Annotated in this window: 14 protein-coding genes; 5 read left to right on the plus strand and 9 right to left on the minus strand. The window is 49.2% G+C overall.

Going from position 1 to position 19858, the window contains the following annotated elements; genetic code table 11:
• Nucleotides 1–142 precede the first annotated feature (142 nt).
• Both EIZ48_RS00885 and queE read right to left on the minus strand, forming a co-directional pair.
• Nucleotides 143–2953, minus strand: a complete 2811-nt coding sequence (locus EIZ48_RS00885) for a hydrogenase expression protein HypA (protein ID WP_160648250.1) — start codon at nt 2951–2953, stop codon at nt 143–145.
• 265 nt (nt 2954–3218) lie between these two features.
• Entirely contained in the window at nt 3219–3887 is a 669-nt protein-coding gene (queE, locus tag EIZ48_RS00890; protein WP_160648251.1) for a 7-carboxy-7-deazaguanine synthase QueE, read from the minus strand.
• 396 nt (nt 3888–4283) lie between these two features.
• Here queE and mlc point away from each other — a divergent pair, with 396 nt between their 5' ends.
• Nucleotides 4284–5498 (plus strand): sugar metabolism global transcriptional regulator Mlc, encoded by a 1215-nt coding sequence (gene mlc, locus EIZ48_RS00895; RefSeq protein ID WP_160648252.1) that lies wholly within the window; start codon nt 4284–4286, stop codon nt 5496–5498.
• Between the two features lie 72 nt (nt 5499–5570).
• On the opposite strand, the gene EIZ48_RS00900 is transcribed toward mlc, so the two are convergent.
• The gene (locus EIZ48_RS00900) at nt 5571–7574 is read right to left on the minus strand and encodes a methyl-accepting chemotaxis protein (RefSeq protein WP_205298563.1); all 2004 of its coding nucleotides are present in this window, start codon (nt 7572–7574) and stop codon (nt 5571–5573) included.
• 578 nt (nt 7575–8152) lie between these two features.
• Here EIZ48_RS00900 and EIZ48_RS00905 point away from each other — a divergent pair.
• The 3 genes from EIZ48_RS00905 to EIZ48_RS00915 all read left to right on the plus strand — a co-directional run bounded on the left by EIZ48_RS00905 (nt 8153) and on the right by EIZ48_RS00915 (nt 12511).
• Complete coding sequence (locus EIZ48_RS00905) at nt 8153–8440, plus strand: hypothetical protein (RefSeq protein ID WP_160648253.1); 288 nt, start codon at nt 8153–8155, stop codon at nt 8438–8440.
• A gap of 185 nt (nt 8441–8625) precedes the next feature.
• Nucleotides 8626–10080 carry an AGE family epimerase/isomerase gene (locus tag EIZ48_RS00910; protein WP_240152837.1) on the plus strand — a complete coding sequence of 485 codons (1455 nt, stop codon included), beginning with the start codon at nt 8626–8628 and terminating at the stop codon, nt 10078–10080.
• Nucleotides 10081–10597: 517 nt separating this feature from the next.
• Complete coding sequence (locus tag EIZ48_RS00915; RefSeq protein WP_160648255.1) at nt 10598–12511, plus strand: pyridoxal phosphate-dependent decarboxylase family protein; 1914 nt, start codon at nt 10598–10600, stop codon at nt 12509–12511.
• Between the two features lie 123 nt (nt 12512–12634).
• On the opposite strand, the gene EIZ48_RS00920 is transcribed toward EIZ48_RS00915, so the two are convergent.
• The 5 genes from EIZ48_RS00920 to EIZ48_RS00940 form a co-directional block, all read right to left on the minus strand.
• A complete protein-coding gene (locus EIZ48_RS00920; protein WP_160648256.1) occupies nt 12635–13537 on the minus strand; it encodes a LysR family transcriptional regulator in 903 nt (300 codons plus the stop codon).
• A gap of 100 nt (nt 13538–13637) precedes the next feature.
• A complete protein-coding gene (locus EIZ48_RS00925; RefSeq protein WP_160648500.1) occupies nt 13638–14393 on the minus strand; it encodes a LutC/YkgG family protein in 756 nt (251 codons plus the stop codon).
• Between the two features lie 38 nt (nt 14394–14431).
• Nucleotides 14432–15844: a LutB/LldF family L-lactate oxidation iron-sulfur protein gene (locus EIZ48_RS00930; protein ID WP_160648257.1), complete on the minus strand. Its 1413-nt coding sequence runs from the start codon at nt 15842–15844 to the stop codon at nt 14432–14434.
• A gap of 12 nt (nt 15845–15856) precedes the next feature.
• On the minus strand, nt 15857–16576 hold the full coding sequence (locus EIZ48_RS00935; protein WP_160648258.1) for a (Fe-S)-binding protein: 720 nt from the start codon (nt 16574–16576) through the stop codon (nt 15857–15859).
• A gap of 107 nt (nt 16577–16683) precedes the next feature.
• Complete coding sequence (locus EIZ48_RS00940; RefSeq protein WP_160648259.1) at nt 16684–18264, minus strand: L-lactate permease; 1581 nt, start codon at nt 18262–18264, stop codon at nt 16684–16686.
• 496 nt (nt 18265–18760) lie between these two features.
• Between EIZ48_RS00940 and EIZ48_RS00945 the strand changes: the two genes are divergently transcribed.
• On the plus strand, nt 18761–19126 hold the full coding sequence (locus tag EIZ48_RS00945; protein ID WP_160648260.1) for a DCC1-like thiol-disulfide oxidoreductase family protein: 366 nt from the start codon (nt 18761–18763) through the stop codon (nt 19124–19126).
• A gap of 162 nt (nt 19127–19288) precedes the next feature.
• Here EIZ48_RS00945 and EIZ48_RS00950 read toward each other — a convergent pair whose 3' ends face one another.
• A complete protein-coding gene (locus tag EIZ48_RS00950; RefSeq protein WP_160648261.1) occupies nt 19289–19852 on the minus strand; it encodes an LON peptidase substrate-binding domain-containing protein in 564 nt (187 codons plus the stop codon).
• Nucleotides 19853–19858: the final 6 nt, after the last annotated feature.

A 19858-nucleotide genomic window follows, 5' to 3' on the forward strand; every position in this document is an offset into this window, starting at 1 on the left:
TGTGAAGTTGGACGTGACAAGTGGGTCACAAATAAAACAGATTTTGGAAAATCTCGTCATATTCCGCTTTGACAAAAAAAAGCTCGGCAGTGCGAGCTTTTTTTTGTCTATATTACTGAATATCAATTCAGGTATAGGCAATTTATGGTGCAGGCTGCGGTGGGGGGGCAGGAGGTGCACATTCGAGTCCATCGTTAAGAACAGTGCCGGCAATCGGTCCTTCTTCAGGGATCTCGGGGTTATCTAACAGCTCCTGGTGGGTAACATTCGGCACGCTTGATGCGCTTATTAACGAGACAATATCACTCCACATCTCGCCGTCATCGGTTGCGAACTGCAAGTTTGCATCTTCCTGCCAGCGGGTCTGGTGGTTAAATCCCTTGATAGCGAAACGGAAACCGTCTGTATCGGTCATTGCTATTCGCTCATTTAACGAACCGTCAACAGCCTCGTAATATAACGTACCGTCATCTTCGAGCTTCCACCTGATCGGGATATTGAATTTGCAGCCATCCTCGTGAATGTAATTTCCGGTGAAAAAGTCGCCTTCAAAATTATCGCTAAGCTTCAGGAAGCGTGAGCTGTCACCAGCAAAGCGCAACGCCTTATCGTCACTGGTGTTGCCGGTTTGTCCGATGAGCAGTGATTCGGTAAAGCGCGGGTTTCGCTGCTCCCAGATGACTTTGCACTGTGCAACTTGCTCCTGATATTGCGCCAGAGTTCTCTTGGTTACAGGGGTGGCTGCAGGTTGAGCCCAACCCGAATTTTGGGTTGTACAGGCAGCCAACTGATCAGGCGCATACTGTTTGGTTAACAGGGTTGAAATCTGATTGCCGGTTTCGTTGTTAGCCGAGTAGACCTTGAGAGCCAGAATCCCTCTGTTGCGATCCAGGCTGGTCAATGACCAGTAGTCAAACCTATCAGCGTTGGCGCTATTCGGGGTGAGCTGTAGGTAGCCTTCTTCGGTCAGCGCCCATTGGCGGTTAGCGGGGATCAGCGCGGTATTACTATACTGCTCCCAGCTGTTGTTGCCGCGTAGGATCATCGCTGAGATTTCTCCCTGCTCGGAAATTTGGACCAGATGCTGATCGACAAGGGCATTTGCGCTCTGAGAGGTAAAGCGCTCGTCACCACCACACTCTGTGACGGCATTGAGGAATTTGCTCAGATTGGTCCCGAAGCCGTTGCCAAAGTTACAAACCCCGAACGGAGGTAGGTTGTCCCGGCTGGCTGCCGCAAAAATCTGCTCCTTGGCGACATTATCGAAGCCGGAAAAGTGGAAGGCTTCATTATCAAGCAGGCTCTCGCCAATATGGACAAAACCGCGATCCTCGACCAGGAACAGGCTTTGTTGCTCAAATGGGTAGTTGTCAGATAACTGCTTGATAACAGCCGGCACTTCAAAACGGAACATGGCTTTGCCAGATACATTGATAGGGGCCCAGGTACTGACCTCCTGTACGCTCCAGTTGTCGGCCGCAATGTTCACCCAGTACCGGGCGGTAAAGACATTGTCGGAAATAAACTCGACAATAATATTATCAGCAAGTTTGAAGCCGTTTATATCATCAACGCTGTTTGCCGCGTCATTTGGATCGGTCAGGACACTGTCCAGGTCGGTATAGCCGGTATCGGGTAATAACACGGGTGAGATCCGGCAGGCGGTGTTGTTGTTGCGGTTGTCACATAGCAGGTAGCGTTCATTTTCAGGACGCCAGGTGAAATAAAAGCCGAATGCGCCGTCTTCAAATGTTGCTTCAGGCTGGATATAGCGGGTAACGTAATGGTTATCTTTGCCAGACAGGTAGTTATGGATCTTCTTACCGCTAAGTGGGTAAACACTGGCATTCATTGTGATCCCTGTTTCATCTTCCTTGTCCAACGCCGCATCGGTCAGCAACATGGTTTTTGCCGTGGCAATCTCGACCTTGAGGTAGTCGAACAGGCCAACCCAGCCATTTGATGTGAGCACCTGGTGGGTAATGTCGTCAGAGCCGAAGCTGGTCGAGCCGCTGAGGTAGGTAAAGACCTCTGACAGCGAGATATCTTCAGTTCCGTTTTTGTCCCAGCGATATTCAGTGATTGTTGTTTCCCCTAGCTCAGCGCCCTGTCCGCTGTAAACCATCTGCTCGGTCAGAATACCGCTGCCGCTGTTGGAGCTGAAACTCCCTACTTTCCAGTAGCCATCATTGAGAATTGCCTGAATATTGGCCTCTGCAGCAGCCTGCTCCGTCACGAAGCGCTCCATTCTGCCTGCGGTCATGCTCTGCACGATAGAGAGTGAGAGCAGGTTGCTGAGCCTCATATTCTCAAGCCCCAGTTTGGGCAGCAGGGTTGCTTCAAGATCATCGGCAATGGCGTTGAGATCCTGCTGGAATAAAAAAACTTTGCTGCGTGCGGGGTTAGCGACAATTTCTTCGAAGATCCCCCAACTTTCGTCAAGCTGAACACGCTGGGTCAGGGCGTAATAGGCCAGGCTTGATTTCAGGCTGACGGCAATTCTTTCTTCGGTTAATGGCACCATATAGACATGAGACGGGATTGCATCACCAATAGTCACCGTAATATCCGGGGTCGGTGATTGATCAACAAGCAGCACCGCATTGACTCTGATCCGGGTACCGGCTTCTATCACATAGGTACCGTTACCGAGGTTTTGCCAACTGGTAATATCAATACGTTCAAGGATCTTCCCTTTGCTGTCGAGCCAGACAGCCGCGAAATTGCTTTCGGTAAGGTTTGCCTGAGCTTCTGCGTAGGCGGAGCTGATAATGCCAAAACCAGTTGTTTTGGCGGTGAGTAACTCCGCAGGCGTATCAACAGTAATCGTAAACTTGGTCGAGGCAGGGGCCGCTGCACCTGCTGCTACGGGTTCGTCTTTACCTCCGCCGCCACAAGCCGATAGTAACAGGCAGCAGAAAGCGGCAAGGCAATATCCTAGATAAGCGCGCATAACAAAATCCCCAAACATTTATTATGTTTTGCGCTCAGTATAGATTTGGGGTTTTTTGGCTGTGTTAAAGGAAGGGCAGTGTCTTGTAGATTGGTCAGGGATCTAACATGTAAGAATAAAAACGTTAGTGAGATACACGCTACTAACTAATCCCCGGCCACTCTAGAGGGCAGAAAAAAGGGCTGGGGGCTGAGTAAAATTTGTCCCAAGCCACTTTATGATGGCTTGGGGAGCCTGCTATCGAACAGGAACGGATTGTTTCGGCTTAGGCAATGGCAAGATATTTATGGGTTTGAATCGACAGCCGCCAGTTGCGTTTCACACAGGTCTCGATACAAAGCTCTGTGGCTCTTGGTTTCTGGCTAATTGGTTGTAGGGCAATGCTGACATCGGGTTTTAGTACGATACCGTCGATCAGGTTGTCGAGCTGCTCGATATCTTTTTCCGTTCCGACCGGATGCTTGATCTCGTCGGCGCGTTCAAGGGCTGAAGGCAATACAGCCAGCTTGGCTTTCATATTGATCTTGGGTGATACAGTCACCCAGGTATTGACTGTTGCCTTGATTTCCGATGTCCCGCTGGTTTCGATTTGACAGCGGAAGCCAGCGTTTTCCAGTGATAGGGTAAGAGGGACCAGATCATAGATGCAAGGTTCACCACCGGTAATAACGACATGTTTGGCGGTATAGCCCTGATTTTTGAGCAAGGCAACAACGCCTTCTGCGTCAAGGTTTGTCCAAAGCGGTGAATCGGCAGTTTTTGCCATGATGTCTTTTAGCGGGGCAAAATCTTGTGGTTCGGCCGTCCAGGTTTGTTTGGTGTCACACCAGGCGCAGCCGACAGGGCAGACCTGCAGACGGACAAAGATGGCTGGGACGCCGGTGAATACACCTTCACCTTGAATGGTTTCAAAGACTTCGTTAATTTTGTACACCGCTAACCTCGTGGCGAGTTGAACATCGTATATTGCAAAAACTGTCTGCAAAAATAGCAGCAGAGTATTATGTCAAAACTCGTGGCGGATGTCTTTAGTCAATAGTGGCACGTGAAATTTAAGCCATATCTGCTGGTCGTGTTGTGCGAAAAAAGTATGAGTATATGAGATTGGCATGCAATAATTTGCGTTGGGTATATCTTAAATTTTACTTGTAAAAAAACTATCGAAAAAAGATGCCTGATAATGATTTGACAGCACAAAAAATGGGTATAGTTGCGTATTAGTCGTGATGGGTATCACGTCTTAGGAAGATTCGACTTCACAATTAGTTCGCAAAGTAAAAAAATTAATCCACTAACGTTTATTTTCACTTTTAATGTCGGGAGTATTGGCATGTATGTCGCTCAGCCTGGTCATATTGACCATATTAAAAGAAATAATGCCGGCAGCGTCTACAAGCTTATTGACCAGTACGGCCCTATTTCTCGTATCGAACTATCCAAACGCAGTCAGCTTGCGCCTGCCAGTATCACCAAGATCACCCGAGAGTTGATTGAAGCTCACCTGGTCAAGGAGACCCAGTATCAGGAATCGACCAGTCGGGGCCGACCCGCGATAGGGCTGCTTCCGGCAAACGAAGGATGGCAGTTTATGTCGATCCGTCTCGGACGCGGCTATCTGACCATTGCCTTGCACGAGCTTGGCGGTGATATTTTGGTGGAAGAGCGACAGGATATCGAAGTATTGCAGCAAGATGCTGTCCTCAAGAAGCTCCTTGATGAAATAAATACCTTTTTTGCCAACCACGTCGGCGAATTAGACCGGATCACGGCCATTGCCGTATCACTACCGGGACTGGTCAACGCAGAGAAGGGCGTTATTCTGCAGATGCCGCACTACGATGTGCATAACCTTGAACTTGGTCCCGCCATCCATGAGGCAACCGGACTACCGGTATTTATCGGCAATGACACGCGTGCCTGGGCGCTGGCTGAAAAGCTATTCGGTAACTCGCGTGATGTCGCCAATTCCATTCTGATTTCGGTACATCATGGCGTCGGTGCGGGCATAGTGTTGGACAACATCGTGCTTCAGGGGCGTATCGGAAATATCGGTGAATTGGGGCATATTCAAATCAAGCCTTATGGTAAACGTTGTTTTTGCGGCAACCACGGCTGCCTGGAAACAGTTGCGAGCGTAAAAGCCATTATCGAACAGGTCGAGCAAGGTTTGCGTGAAGGACATCCGTCTTCACTTCACGGCAAAGTACTGACCATCGAAAAGATTTGTGATGCGGCCGTTGAAGGCGATACGTTGGCGAGACTGGTGATTGTCGAGCTGGGTCATAACCTTGGGCAGGCTATTGCTATCATGGTGAACCTGTTTAATCCAGAGAAAATTCTGATTGGCGGTGAATTTAACCGCGCCAAGAGTGTACTTTACCCAGCCATCATGGAGTGTGTGCGCACTCAGTCGCTACCCGTTTATAACCAGGATCTAAAGATCGAACAAAGCTGTTTCTATACCCAGGCAACGATGCCGGGTGCCGCCTTGGTAAAGCAGGCTATGTATGACGGTCACCTGCTCATGAAGTTGATAGAGGGTTAGGCGTGACACTCTATCTGTCAGGCCGCTGGTAGTGGCTGCCTGACAGTATGAGCTTCAATTTCCCGATTTGAATCAGTTGAGCTTGAACTGACTAACCAGTTCATTTAACTGCTTGTTGGCATCCGATAAAGAATGGGTTGAACGGGTGGTCTGTTGGGCATTGACCGTTAGCATCTCGATGATGTTTTGGATCTGAGCCATATTCTGATTAATTTCTTTTGTTACCGCGTGCTGTTCTTTTGCCGTTGCGGCTATTTGCGTACTCGAATGACTGATTGTGTTCACGGCGCCAATCATTTCATCTAAGCCGCCATTCACGCGCTGCGTATCATCGACCACGACCGAACAGCGAGCCTTGGTGTTGTCCATTGCCGTAACGACGCTGTTCACCCCTGTTTGCAGGCGGTTCAGCATCTCGTTGATTTCAGATGTGCTGCTTTGGGTACGAGCCGCTAGTGCACGGACCTCGTCAGCGACGACAGCAAAGCCCCTGCCTTGCTCTCCGGCACGTGCCGCTTCGATGGCCGCATTCAGAGCCAGTAGGTTTGTTTGTTCGGCGATGCCTTGAATGACGTTGAGCACCGAGCTGATATTCTGCGTTTCATTGCTCATCTCCGTGACATTGATTGAGGCCGTCTCAACTTGTTCCATCAGCAAGGAGACACTGTCGCTGGCCTGATTAATGGTCAGTTTTGACTGGTCGGCGGCACTGGTTGTTTCGTGTGTGACGGTTTCGGTCTCGATGGCATTACGTGCCATTGTTTCGGCTGTTGTTGCCATTTCATTGATCGCGGTGATGACCTGTACGGTCTCTCCGGCATGTTGGTCGACAATACCTTGGTTGGTGCGACTTTGGTTTTCGACATTATGGATGATGTCCGAGATCTGGTGGCTGGCGTCAGATACCGAGCCCATCATATTGCGCAGATAGAGGATGAAATGGTTAACGGAGAGAGCGATATCACCGACTTCATCGTATTTGTTGATAGTGATCTCGGCGGTTAGATCGGCCTCGCCCGACGACAATGACTCGATATTATTTCTCAATGCCGCAAGGCGCCGGGTCAGGCGAGAGAAGGCAATAAAGCAAAATACGATAATAGTGGCAGCAATCGGGAGCTGGATAGACGCCAGGGTGGCGAGAATGGAATCGGTCGTCACTTCGAGCAACGCTGTTTCAGTGCTGAAGGCGACTATCCATGGGGTTCCGGCAATTTTGTTCATGAACAGAGTATGTGCGATACCCCTATCATCGTAGCTAAGCTGCAGCGGGACGCCTTCCCTTACCTCGGCGAGATGTCTGTTTATGTTGGCCGCAAAAGGGGATTGCTGAGTGACTGATGAAAGGTTCTCGAGCACCAGCGAGCGATTGATGCTCCGTGTGTTGTTGAGGATCTTTCCGTCAGTTTCAACAATAAGAATATCCCCGTTTAGGGCTTGTTCGTTCTTGGCGGCCAGTTCATTGAAAAAGCCCAGCGTCAGATCAATGGTTGCCACGCCGTAACGCTGGTTGTCTTTGAAGATTGACATTGCGCAGTTGGTTCTGGCTTCAGGGCTGGCTGAATCTTTGTAGGCCGGTGCCCATGCGCAAAGTCCGGCTGGTGCAGCAAGGCCATTTTTGTACCAAACTTGTTCGTAGTAGTTGAGTGAGTCTTTCGAGTTCCAATAAGTATTGATGATTAATTTGTTGCTGGCGTCGCGGTGGAAGAAGGTACTGAATTTCTCAATGCCTTGTTGTCTTTGTTCGGGAAGTGGCCAGATACCACCGCCAAAGACTTTGCTGTTGCCGTATTGATCGACCAGGCCCGGTAAAATCTGATCTATCTGCTCGCTTGAGACTAGCGGGATGGTTTGGGTGATGGCGCGCTGCTGCGACTGAACTTGTTCCAACTCCGTTGATATTTCATTATTTAGCGCCTGAAGTACGCCTTTGATAATCGTCTCTTCGTTTTCGACTAACTTGGGGGATACCCAGTAGGTAATACCCAGTGTGGTCACCAGCCCCACAATGAGCATAAAGCCCGTAAAATACAGTGGGTAGCTGTATCTAATCGATTTCATTTTCCCTAATGCCATGTTGCTCCCTCTTTTATTGCGCTGATCTGTAGTGAATATCTTTGTTGTTATGTAGATGGTCATGAAATTAAGCAGAATGAATGCCAGCCATACTGCTTGGTATTGTTGTTATCGATTACACTCGTAGTTCGAATTCGAGCTAATTACGATCGAATTCGAACTATGCTAAACAAAAATGCCGTGACTGTATGTGATCTAAGCTTGACTAGTCTGCATGGAATTTTGTTAATACTGACTACCCAGCTAGACAGTGTTGTTGTGACCTACTGAAAAGTAAAGGATGAAGGATTAGTGTAGGGAGGTGGTAACTAGCATAAGTAAGATTTACACTGATTGCTCGAACGAAGGTGTTAGGTGCTAGGTGCTAGAGATGCGCTCAATGAGGGTCTGGAGACGGTACAAAGTCGATTCGATACTGGTTGGGGCGAATACTCAGAAATCGGTGCTATTTGGGATAAACAATGGGCCGCTGGGTTTATTTTTTTGATCATAGCAATGAACACTAAATTCAGGGCTTGTCCGGTCACTCACGATGTGCCGATATAGATATTCATCCAGTTAATATGAATAGGGGATACATGGCCAAATATCAATTTTTTGTTCTGCCAAATACCGACCGTCGTCAGTTTACTTTCCTGGACTCGGCTTCAGAGACTTTTCTTCGGGAGAAGGAGCAGCTAATTGCACAAGGTTTTGACGTCGAAGATGATCTTATCTATGCCGGCAATGAAAAAGAGGCCGTTGAAAAGTTTAAATCCAATTATATTTCAGCGCTCGAAGACTATAACGCCTCCCATCCGGAAACAACGTTGGCATCGACGATCATTGAACTGTTCCGCTCAGCAATGAAGCGAATTAATAAGTAATTAAGATTTAATCACAGACTTTGTTGCTGTGAGCTCAAAGACAGTTTGTGCAGGTCCTTGTTATTATATTATCCATTGATTTTATTAGATAAATATAAAGGATTATCATGAACGCTTGGATACGAAACCCCATCCGGGGGCTGCTACTTTTTCTGAGTGTGTTTTGCGTGGTTCAAGTACCGGCGATGGCGCAAAGCGTGTCAGAAAAAAGCTTGTCGGGAGTGAACCCGTCAGAGAGTTCGCCGTTACCGACCGGTGAGCGATGGCTTGAACATGTCGAGAACGGTTTACGTCCGTTTTGGATGATGGATACCGCCAAAGGCACCCCGATCGGAAATTTTCCGACTTTCCGCTGTGATAACGGTGTGTTGCTTAATTCAGATGCTCCCTGCAACGAGCTCAATCAGGATTGGATCCGAAGCCATTTTTCTCGCGACTATACCCGGATGAAGTCACGTCAGATATATGCTTATGGTGTGCTTTACCATTTGACCGGTGATGTCGACGCCCTGAAACTGGCCAAGGCAGGGGTTGATTATCTGCTGGAGACGCTCAGGGATCAGCGCAATGGCGGTATGATCAGTTTTCGCGAAAACGGTAAGCCCGGCTTGAATTGGAAGCAGCGAACCTCTCAGGACCAGGCCTATGCTATTGTGGGGCTGGCTTTCTATTACTACCTCACCCGTGATCCTGTGGTCGAGCAGGTCTTGATCGAACAACAGCAGTTTATCTTTAGCCAGTATCGCGATAAGGCGACCAACCAGTTGCTCTGGGTTATCGAGGACGGAGACGAGCAATACCGCAAGCAGCAGGAGCTCGTAGCCCAGTTGGATCAAATTAATGCTTACCTATTACTGGTCACGCCGTTGTTGCCTGAGCCTGCCCGTCAGAAATGGCGTCAGGATTTGTATTGGCTAACCGAGCAGATGCTGGCGCAATACCATTCCGAAGATGAGCAGCGCTTTTATGGTGCTATTCACCATAAGGCGGTGAAAATGGTGACTGCCCGACACAATGATTACGGCCACACCATCAAGGCGTATTGGATGACTTACCTGGTTGGCCGCTATTTGCAGCAACCTGACTGGGAGCAGTTGGGGCGCAAAGGGATGGCACTGACGTTACAGCGTGCGGCATATGGGATGACTCCGCCTCAGATGAAGCCATATTTGTCTGAAAAACTATATAGCCAGTGGCAGACGTTGCCGGAAATTATGACCTGGCGAAGTGGTCAGTATAACTGGTACATCTCTTCCTGGCAGTGGGCAGAGTTGGATCAGGCAGCGGTGACACTCAACATGCTCGAGCCGGGCAGCACCAGCCAGCAGCTCAACTTTACCCTCAACACCTATTTTGATGCTTGGGTAGACCACCAATATGGCGGAGTAGGGGCACCTAAGCAATTCCACTGGGGCAATGGTTATCATCAGTTTGAGCATGCCTTGGTTGGCTATCTTGGCGCCCAGGCAGCTTATGAAAAGCCAGCTCGGTTGTATTATGCCTTGTCGCCTAAATATGAAGGGGCACTGCAGCCTTACTACTATAAAGCTGATATTGTTCGGGTTAGCAAGGGTAAGATGTTAGCTGGCTTCGAGGGTTTACAAGAAGTGAAAGTGGACTTTGAGCATATTCGTCCTTAGTGCTAGCAGACATTAATCAGGCGCTGACAAGCCAGACGAAGAAATTGCTTTAAGGTGAGTCAGCAAGGTGCCTTGGTAGTAAAAAATCCGGCCTATTAATCCTATGGCCGGATTTAATATTTCGATTTTGGGTTGGTTTTAGTGATAAAGCCCACAACTTGGTTACCCAGATTTACAAAATACCTATTTACCTTTCTTGTTGCATATATAAGTCCTGATCATTGCGGTAGAATCGCTGCCAATTCCGAGTTAGAAGTCTTCGAATTAGTAACGCCTTAGATTGTTTATGCTACCTGCAATTTTAAGGTGGCAGATTTGGCGTTGAGTCATGGTCGTGGTGATGAACTGCTGTTGATTGCTATTACATTAATTTTCGAAAAACGATCAGACCTTGTGATTTGGCGGAGGGAATAAGTCTCTGCCTGAATTTGGATTGTAGTGTGGAAACGAGGACCAACAGATGCATGGTCACGGACCATTTCATTGGTTTTCCAAACGATTACAGTATGGGTTTATTATGAACAAAGATGTAAATGTCGATGCCCTTTTCCTGGGGCCTAAATCTGAGAACCGGGTTTTCTATAAAGAGATGATGGAATATGCCATAACAGAGCATATGCATTGGCGCTCTGGCTTCCACCCGGAAGATTCGGCTCTGGTGACTCCGCATTGCCAGTATCAACCAGATTTCCGCGATACCTTATACCGTACAGAGGATATCTTACGCGACTTGTCTTCCCGCCTTAAAACAAAATCAGTCCCTTGGTTTTCACCACGCTACCTAGGCCACATGAATGCCGATACCTTGATGGTGTCGCATCTGGCCTACGTGATGACGATGATGTACAACCAAAATAACTGTGCGGTTGAAGCCTCGCCTGTCACAACAGATTTGGAACTTGAGGCCGGCCGTGATCTTTGCCAGATGTTTGGTTATGACGTCGGCAAGTCATGGGGGCATATTACCTCGGGCGGTACAGTGGCCAACTATGAAGGTATTTGGGTTGCCAGAAACCTGAAATCAATGCCACTGGCGATGGCCCATCATGATGAGGCAAAAGATCTGGTTGCTGGTTTAACAGAGCAGCAATTGCTGAACATGAAGAGTTCAGACGTGCTGGATTTAACCGATGAGCTGAAGAAACGTGGCATCTTCGAGCAGGTTAGAGAATTGTCCGCACGAGGTGTCGGCGTTGAGCCGGGTAAGCTGGGCAAGTTCCTGGTACCGCGATCAAAGCATTATTCATGGATGAAGGCCATGGATATTCTTGGTCTGGGCCAGGAGCACATTGTCCCGCTGGATGTAGATAGCAACTACCGTACTGACGTGAAGAAAATGCGTGAAATAACCTTCCGCCTCATGGAAGAAGGTACGCCTATTCTGGGTATGGTGTCGGTGGTGGGGACAACCGAAGAAGGTTCCGTGGATGCCGTTCATGAAGTGGTGAAACTGCGCCAGGAATGCGAGGAGAGATACGGCAGCTCGTTCTATATTCATGTCGATGCTGCCTACGGTGGCTATGTCCGCTCTATGTTCCTGGATGAAGAGTCTCAGTTCATGGACTATGATGCTCTGGTTGATAGCTATCGCAGTAAGGAAATCATCCCTGAGGGCGTTGTCTGGCCTAAGCGTGATGTGTATGAGGCGTTTCAGGCGATGTCAGAAGCCGACTCTATCACTGTCGATCCGCACAAAGTGGGGTATATCCCATACTCTGCCGGGGCGATTGCGATGAAAGATAGCCGTATTGTTGATCTTATCTCCTATCATGCAGCCTATGTATTTGAAGAGTCCGATGAGCAGGATGCCGGTGACAAGCCGGTGATGCTGGGCTCTTCGATTATGGAAGGCTCCAAAGCCGGCTCAACAGCTGCGGCAGTATGGGCTGCCCACCGCCTGGTGCCGTTAAATATCAGTGGCTATGGACATGTGATTGGTCGCGGTATTGTAACGGCAGACTGGTTTACCAATAAGCTGGCTACAGCTGAGCCGTTTGTTGTTCAGGGGCGCAGTTTTGAAGTTCGCCCGTTAATGCATCCGGACTTTCATATGGTCAACTTTACGTTTAAAGAGCTGGGCAATGACAGTCTGGCTGATCACAACAGCCTGAACCAGCGTGTTTATGAGCGCTGTTCTTATGCGTCGGGTCGTGCCTACAGCAAAGATTTCCTCACCTCATCAACATCCCTGACGGTGGAAGAGTATGGCGATACGCCGAGCATCTATGTGCGAGAGCGTGGATTTGATGAGCAAGAGTGGGAAGCCGAAGGTTCGGTGTATATTCTGCGCTCTGCGGTAATGACAACCTTCCTTCGCGACGAGGTCCGCTTCAGTCAGTACTGGAATAATCTGCGCGATATATTTACCCAGATCCTGACGGAAATTGTCGATGAGGAGAATAAAAAAGCCATGTCGCATTCAGCAGCGTAACTCTCGGTTCATAATCCCGAGAGATAACACCTGCTGAGATCAGAGACAAGAAATGGCGAGCTTTATAGGCTCGCCATTTCTTTGCTTAAGGTTTTGTTGAATCGCTGATTGAGGTGGACCTGATTAGAAACGGTCTTTGATTTCCAGATAGCGCTCGCGAATATGTTCTATCAGCGCCTGAATACGCTTGGCCGGTTTGCGGGTGTACGGATAGACCGCATAGATCCCGACGACCTTCCCGGCATGCTCCGGTAACACCTCGACCAGGCTGCCTTGCTGGAGATCGTCATAAATCAGACAGGTAGGCAGGTAGGACAGGCCGTTACCGGCAAGGGTCGATTTGCGAAGCGCGGCAGCATTGTCAGATGAGAAGTTGCCGGCAACTTTGAGCGTATAGAGTTCGCCGTTACGGATAAATTGCCAGTCGAACGGGCCGGTGCTCTGCTGGTTGTAGCCAAGGCAATTGTGGTGCTGGAGAGCCTTCGGCGTCATTGGCATCCCGTACTGTTCGATATATTTCGGCGAGGCGCAGATGACCCAGCGCGAGTTGAAAATATGGCGGGCGATCAGGCTGGAGTCTTCGAGGTAGCCGGTACGGATCACCAGATCGACGTTCTCGGACAAGAGGTCAACGAAATGGTTGTCCAGCGACATATCGACAGTCATGCCGGGGTGCTTCTGGCAAAAATCCGATACCGCCTCAGCCAGCAATAGTTCGCCGGAAATGGTCGGGACCGACATCCGGATATGGCCGGAAAGTGTTTCGCTAAAACCGGTCACGGCATCGAATGCCGAATGGGCGATCTGGCGGATATCCTTGGAGCGATGATATAAGACTTCACCAGGTTCGGTCAGGGTCAGTTTTCGGGTTGTCCGGTAGATAAGCTGGACACCAAGCTCGGATTCAAGCTTGCTGATCCGCTTGCTGACAACGGACTTTGTGATTGTATTTAGCTCGGCTACTTTGCTGAACGAGCCATGTTCTATCACCTGGGTAAATAAGACGAGATCATCAATTTGGGGCATGGAAACGGTTACTCCTCGAAACTGACTGCATTATACAAAAGATGCGACCATACGGTCGCATCTTTTGCAGGGAGGGCGGTTTCAGAAAACGAAGAACAGACTACATGTCATCGATGATGATATAGGTGGCGTAGACTGGGCCATGAACACCAACCACCTTGATCAGTTCAATATCGGCGGTTGAACTCGGGCCCGAGATGAAGTTAACACAAGACGGGATCCGCTCGCCGTTCCTGGCTTTTTCATGCAGGACCGCTGTTGCCTGGGTCAGGCGCGGGATCAGCGCGCTCTTCGGTACCACAAAGACCGAGGCTTCCGGTAGCAGGCTGACTGCACGTCCCTGTGCCGGATTGCTATAGAGCACCATAGTGCCTGATTCAGCCAGAGCCTGTTCGGCGAATACCACCCCGACCTGAGCACGTTCGGCAATTGTAATATTCGGCTCATAGCCTGCTGACTGATCCCAGACATGGACGGTGTGTTGCTCGTCGGCCAGTTCAGATGGATTAACCAGAGCCAGTAGCCTTTTATCCGCCGACAGTATGGTTTCACTGTCCTGGCGCTCGGAATTCTCTTCCTCGTTGTTGACGTAATGCAGACAGGCTGATTTAAGCGTCGCAGCCAGCTCGGCCTTAGTCGTTTCAATCGCACGAGCACCAAGTGCTGTTTCGGTATAGTTGATCAGCGCCGCTTTAAGTTCGTCCTGACTCTTATCGGCCATCACATCATGGTGACAGCGGTATTTTAGTGCAGGACGCTCTACGGGTGTTGTTTTGCGCTCGCGGCCCAGCTTCTCGGCGATATTGTCAAGAAAGCTGTCGCGGTTATAGATGCGCTGTTCGCGCTGGTGAACCATTGTTTTTTCTAAGTCGTTGTTAGCCATAATTCCCACCTTTATCCCTTGTTACGTTTTTTGAACCAACTGCGGAAGGATTCGCCATCTGGCTCTGGTAAGTCGCGTGATTCGGTCCACGCACTGACACCGACATTGACCGGAAGCTTGCCGTCTCGGATCAGGCCACTGGCCACTGTTGCTCCCACTTTTACGGTATTGCCCCATAGCAGAGGGCGGGCGTTAATGAAGTTGAAGGCACTGACAGTGGCACGTTCAAGTAATGGTGTCTGTTTGCTTTCCGCCATTTTCTGGCGATGCTTGAGCAGCAAATCCGACAGCGGAATCTTCACCGGGCATACGTCGTGACAGGCGCGGCACAAGCTACAGGCGTATGGCAGATCCTTAAAGTCGTCATAGCCACCAAGCAGTGGTGAGAGCACGGCTCCAATAGGACCCGAGTAGATAGAACCGTATGACTGACCACCGATATGGCGGTAGGCCGGACAGGTGTTAACACAGGCAGCACAGCGAACGCAGCGCAGGATATCCTTGAACTCTGAGCCAAGAATATCGGAGCGGCCGTTATCGATAATCACTAGGTGGAACTCTTCAGGGCCGTCGCAGTGCTCGTCCTCGCGTGGGCCCGTCAGGGCCGTCACGTAGCCGGTCAATGGGAGGCCAACGGCGCTGCGACATAGCAGGCTGACAACAATATCCAGTTCTTCAAAGGTCGGAACGATGCGCTCCATTCCCATCACGGCAATGTGCGTCTTTGGCAGGCTGGTGGCAAGACGGGCGTTACCTTCGTTGGTAACTAGCGATACCGTGCCGGATTCTGCGACGGCGAAGTTGCAGCCGGTGATACCTATATCCGCTTCCAGGAAATCATGGCGAATGTAGTCGCGCACATAGCGGGTCAGCTCTTCCGGATCATCAGAGCCCTGATAGTCGATTTTCTCTTTGAAAACGTCACGGATCTGCATCCGGTTCTTATGCAGAGCCGGTACTACGATATGAGACGGTGGATCGCAGTCATCGACCTGAAGGATATACTCACCGAGGTCGGTTTCAACGACTTCGCATTCATTGCGTTCGATGATTTTGTTCAGGCCAATCTCTTCCGTCACCATGGATTTGGATTTGACGACTTTCCTGGCTTTTTTCTCCTGGACGATGTTTTCGACATAGGCAGTGGCTTCTTCGGCCGTACGGGCGAAGAATACATGGCCGCCGTTTTTCTGGACGTTGTCGCTGAGCTGCTGAAGATAATAGTCCAGGTTTTCCAGAACGTGGTTGCGGATATCCATGCCCATCTCGCGCCACTCTTCCCAGTTGCCGAGCTTCTCGGCGGCAATCGCACGGTTGGTAAACATGCGCTCCTGGGCATTGGCCACAGATTTACGCATGAAGTCGTCTTGCATCTGGACGTCAATACGGTCTTTAAATTTGATATTGCTGGTTTTCATTGACATAACAACGCCCTCTTAACGACTCATCAGCACATCGACAATGTGCAGTACTTTTACCGGACGCCCTTCACGGGTCATACGTCCACCAATGTTCATCAGGCAGCTGATATCGGCACCAATGAGGTATTCAGGCTCGACGGCACTAATGTGGTGGACCTTTTCTTTGACCATCTCACCGGAAATCTCTGACATCTTGACCGAGAAGGTGCCGCCGAAACCACAGCAGGTTTCCTGGTTTTTGATTGGCACCATTTCCAGCCCTTCGACATTGGCCAGCAGGCGAAGCGGTTCCTCACGTACGCCCAGTTTGCGGATCAGGCTGCATGACGGGTGATAAACGGCACGGCCTTTCAGGCGGGCACCGACATTTTCGACACTCAGCTCGTTGACAATAAACTGAGTCAGTTCGAACAGGCGGCCGGCTACCTTCTGTGCGCGGGCTGCCCACTCTGGTTCGTCGGCAAGGTATTCCGGGTAGCGTTTGATCGAGGCAGCGCATGAGCCTGCCGGTGTAACGATTGGATGAGCATTTTCTTCAAAAGCGGCAATCATGTTTTTCATTGCCGGCTTGCTGCCTTCAATGTAGCCACTATTCAATGAAGGTTGTCCGCAGCATCCTTGTTTTTCAGGGAAGATGATTTCGCAGCCAAGCTGTTCCAAAAGCACGACAGACTTTTTGGCAACCTCGGCTTTTACCGTGTCGCACAGGCAGGTGGCAAAAAAGTTTACCTTCATGATATTGCTCCAGTGACGGTTTACCCGTGTTTATATTGTGGTAGTTATTCTTTGTGTTCAGCGTGGTATTTCACGCTGAACACAGATTGCGACTTAAGTTTGTCCGATTAGACAAAGGCACTTGCCAGACCGACAATCACCCCGTAAAGCACCATAGGCACCACGGTTCGCTTGATGATGTAGCCTTCTTTGTTGGCGATACCCAAAATGGTCGAAACAGCAATGATGTTGTTGATACAAACCATGTTACCCATCGAGGCACCGACGGATTGCAGGGCCAGAATCGTTGTTTCCGGTAGGGCAACGTTCATGGCAATTGTTTGCTGGATGCCGCCGAAGGTCAGGTTGGATACAGTGGCCGAGCCTGAGAAGAACGCACCCAGCGCACCCAGGTAAGACGCTACCCACTGCCAGTTGGCCCCCATTAGGTTGGAGAAGGCCTGCCCGGTCGTCATGATTGGCGACTTGTCTCCGCCGATCATCATGAACTTCACCATGATCAGTGCGCCGACAAGGGCAATAAACGGCATCTTGATACGGCTTGCTGTTTCGGTAAAAGCTTGTTTGACTGTGCTGCGCTGCATACCCAGTACCGGGATTGAGATGAGTATGACCAGCAGGAAAGGGATCAATGCCGGTACGTAAAGCGTCTTGTATGCCCAGCTGGTTTCGGTGCCCAGGATACTGCTCAGTTTGATGATTAGCGCCTGGCTGACACTCAAATCACTAAAGCCCAGACTCAGGTTAAATAGTGGTGTGTTGTCTGTCAGCATGCCCTTGATACCCAACTGCTGGATACGGGTGACAATCAGAATAAGGATCAGCAGCAGGGTCGGGCTCATGGCCTTTAGAATGGTTTTAAAAGGGATCTGCTCTGTCTTAACGCTTGATGTTGACTCCGGTGTTTCAAGACCGATGTTGTAGCGTGCCAGCAGGATAGACAGCGTAAGGCCAATCGCACCGCCAATCAGTGACGGGAACTCGTAGTTCCATTGGGCAAATAGTAAGTAAGGTACGGTACAGGACAGTACGCTTAGCTGGATAAACAGCAGGTTGCGGCGAATTTCCTGCCAGCTGACAACAAACTTAAGCGCGATCACCGGGATAATGAAAGCGGCAATGGAATGAAGCAGGGCAGACAGGCGGCCGGTCTCCATCAGTGCATCTTCATTCAGGCCAAGGCTGCTAAAGCCGAACCAGGTTGGCGTGCCGACAGCACCGAAAGAGACAGGTACAGAGTTCATCACCAGTGCCAGCATGGCGACTTTCAGTGGGTTGAAACCCAGACCGACCAAAATAGGTGCGGCAATCGCGGCTGGTGTACCGAATCCTGATGCCCCTTCAATCATGAAGGCGAAGGCCCAGCCAATGATCATCAGCTGCGCTGTCTGGTTACGGCTGATCCCTTCTAGCCATTGGCGGATAACATCTTCGGCACCGGAAAGGGCAATAACACGGTTAAGAAGAATTGCGCCTGCAATAATTGAAATTGGGGTGATTGCGGACAAAGAGCCAGCAATAATATTGGCAGAGATCAGGGTGATGTCAGTGCCAAAGTAAAAGAGTTGTAGCAGGCCAATAATAAGCGCTGTAACAGGCAGCGCGATGTGCGAAGGTAGGGCATCTTTCTTGGTCATCATCCAAATAAGAAGCAAAATCGGTACAACAGATATTGCAAGGTTTATCATTCTATATCCCACTCTATTAGTCGGTGTTCAGATTGTGTTTGTGAAGTTATTTTTCTAATTATTAATTGTCGGTAGAGGTTGTCGTGACCGGCAATCTTGTGGGGGGAGTATTCTAGGCGCGAAAATCAATCTGGCTATCTGTTTTTGTTTTGTTATATGTATGACAAATATATTGTTTGTGATTCTGCTCCGAATGTTAAAATTGGCATTGAGTTTATTTTGATTTTTATCAATGACTTATATTCATCACTAAAAGTGTGTGATTCATATTGGATGAGATTTGGAAACAATCATTTTGCTATTGTTTGCCAATCAAAAAGCTCAAAATTTAACGAAATTTTCAGAATGTTCACATGCATAAGAATGGTTATCATTATAGAAAGCCTGATTTGTTGTAATTTAACTACAAATATTGATATTTACTGCTAAAACTAGACATTATTTCCTACATTTAAAACAGCACCTGAGTCGTTGTCGGATTGTTAAGGTTGGTACCATGACCAAAGCGCATCTAATTGTTTACTACGATGGGTCCTGTAAGAGCTGCATTGAGGATCGTGCTCGTTATGAAGTCTGGCTTGGCAAACACATTGACCAGGTCAGCTGGTTTGATATAACCGATCAGGAAGCCTATTTAATGGATCGCGGTATTGATCCCGCCCGTGCCTTGAGGGTGTTGCATGTAGAGGACGCCGAAGGGGTGATTTATCGAGAGCTTGATGCCTATAGCCTGCTACTGCAGAAGATTTGGTGGCTGAGGCCCCTGGCCTGGATTATTGCGTTACCGTTTATCCGGCGGAGGTTGTCGCAGTGGTACCGACGTCAGGTCGATAGTCGGCTTGCGCGTGATGGCCGAGGTTAGGAGTTTAGTTGCTTTGGTTATGTGCTTTGGTTGTGTGTCTTGGTGATAGCTGTAACTTATTCTGATGCTAGCGGAAACTGAGGATCTCAATCTTGTCATTGTGAATAGGCACGTCCGTAGACAGAGATTGAGACATAACAGCAAGAAATCCTCTATCTCGTGTTATTCTTTTTTTAGTTGTTCATCAATAATATTGTGTAGAAAAGACAGCGCAGCCCGGTGGTCACTTCTACTCATAAACCATTGCTTCTGGTTTGTTTCCAGAGGCAATATTTCCAGCCAGCGCTGGCATACCCAGGTCATGTCCTCGTAGTCTGGAATAGGGTAGTTGGTGGCATGTTCAGGATATTCTTCAAACAAGGCCCGGAGACTGTTTGCGATATCCCGGTCGGCAAACTTCATTAACGTGGGAGACCAGTTCTTCATCAGGGTGATATCACCGAACCTGAGTCCATCATCCTCCTGCCAGTGTTCATTGATCACAAACTTTTCGACACCTTTGACGGTGACGCCCAATAAGCCGTCGGGGAGGCGTTCAAAGTCGGTAATAATAGCTCGGGTGCCGAAATGACAAAGTGATTCACCGTTTTTCATGCACAGGCCGAAGCCATCTCCGGACGCCATTGCAAGTTTTACCAGGCGAGTGTATCTGGGTTCAAAGATCCTGAGTTTGCTGATACCGCCCGGTAACAAATACAGCTGTAACGGAAAAAGGGGTAACTGCATAATTCA

This window comes from Photobacterium alginatilyticum (assembly GCF_009910675.1).
GTDB lineage: Bacteria > Pseudomonadota > Gammaproteobacteria > Enterobacterales > Vibrionaceae > Photobacterium > Photobacterium alginatilyticum.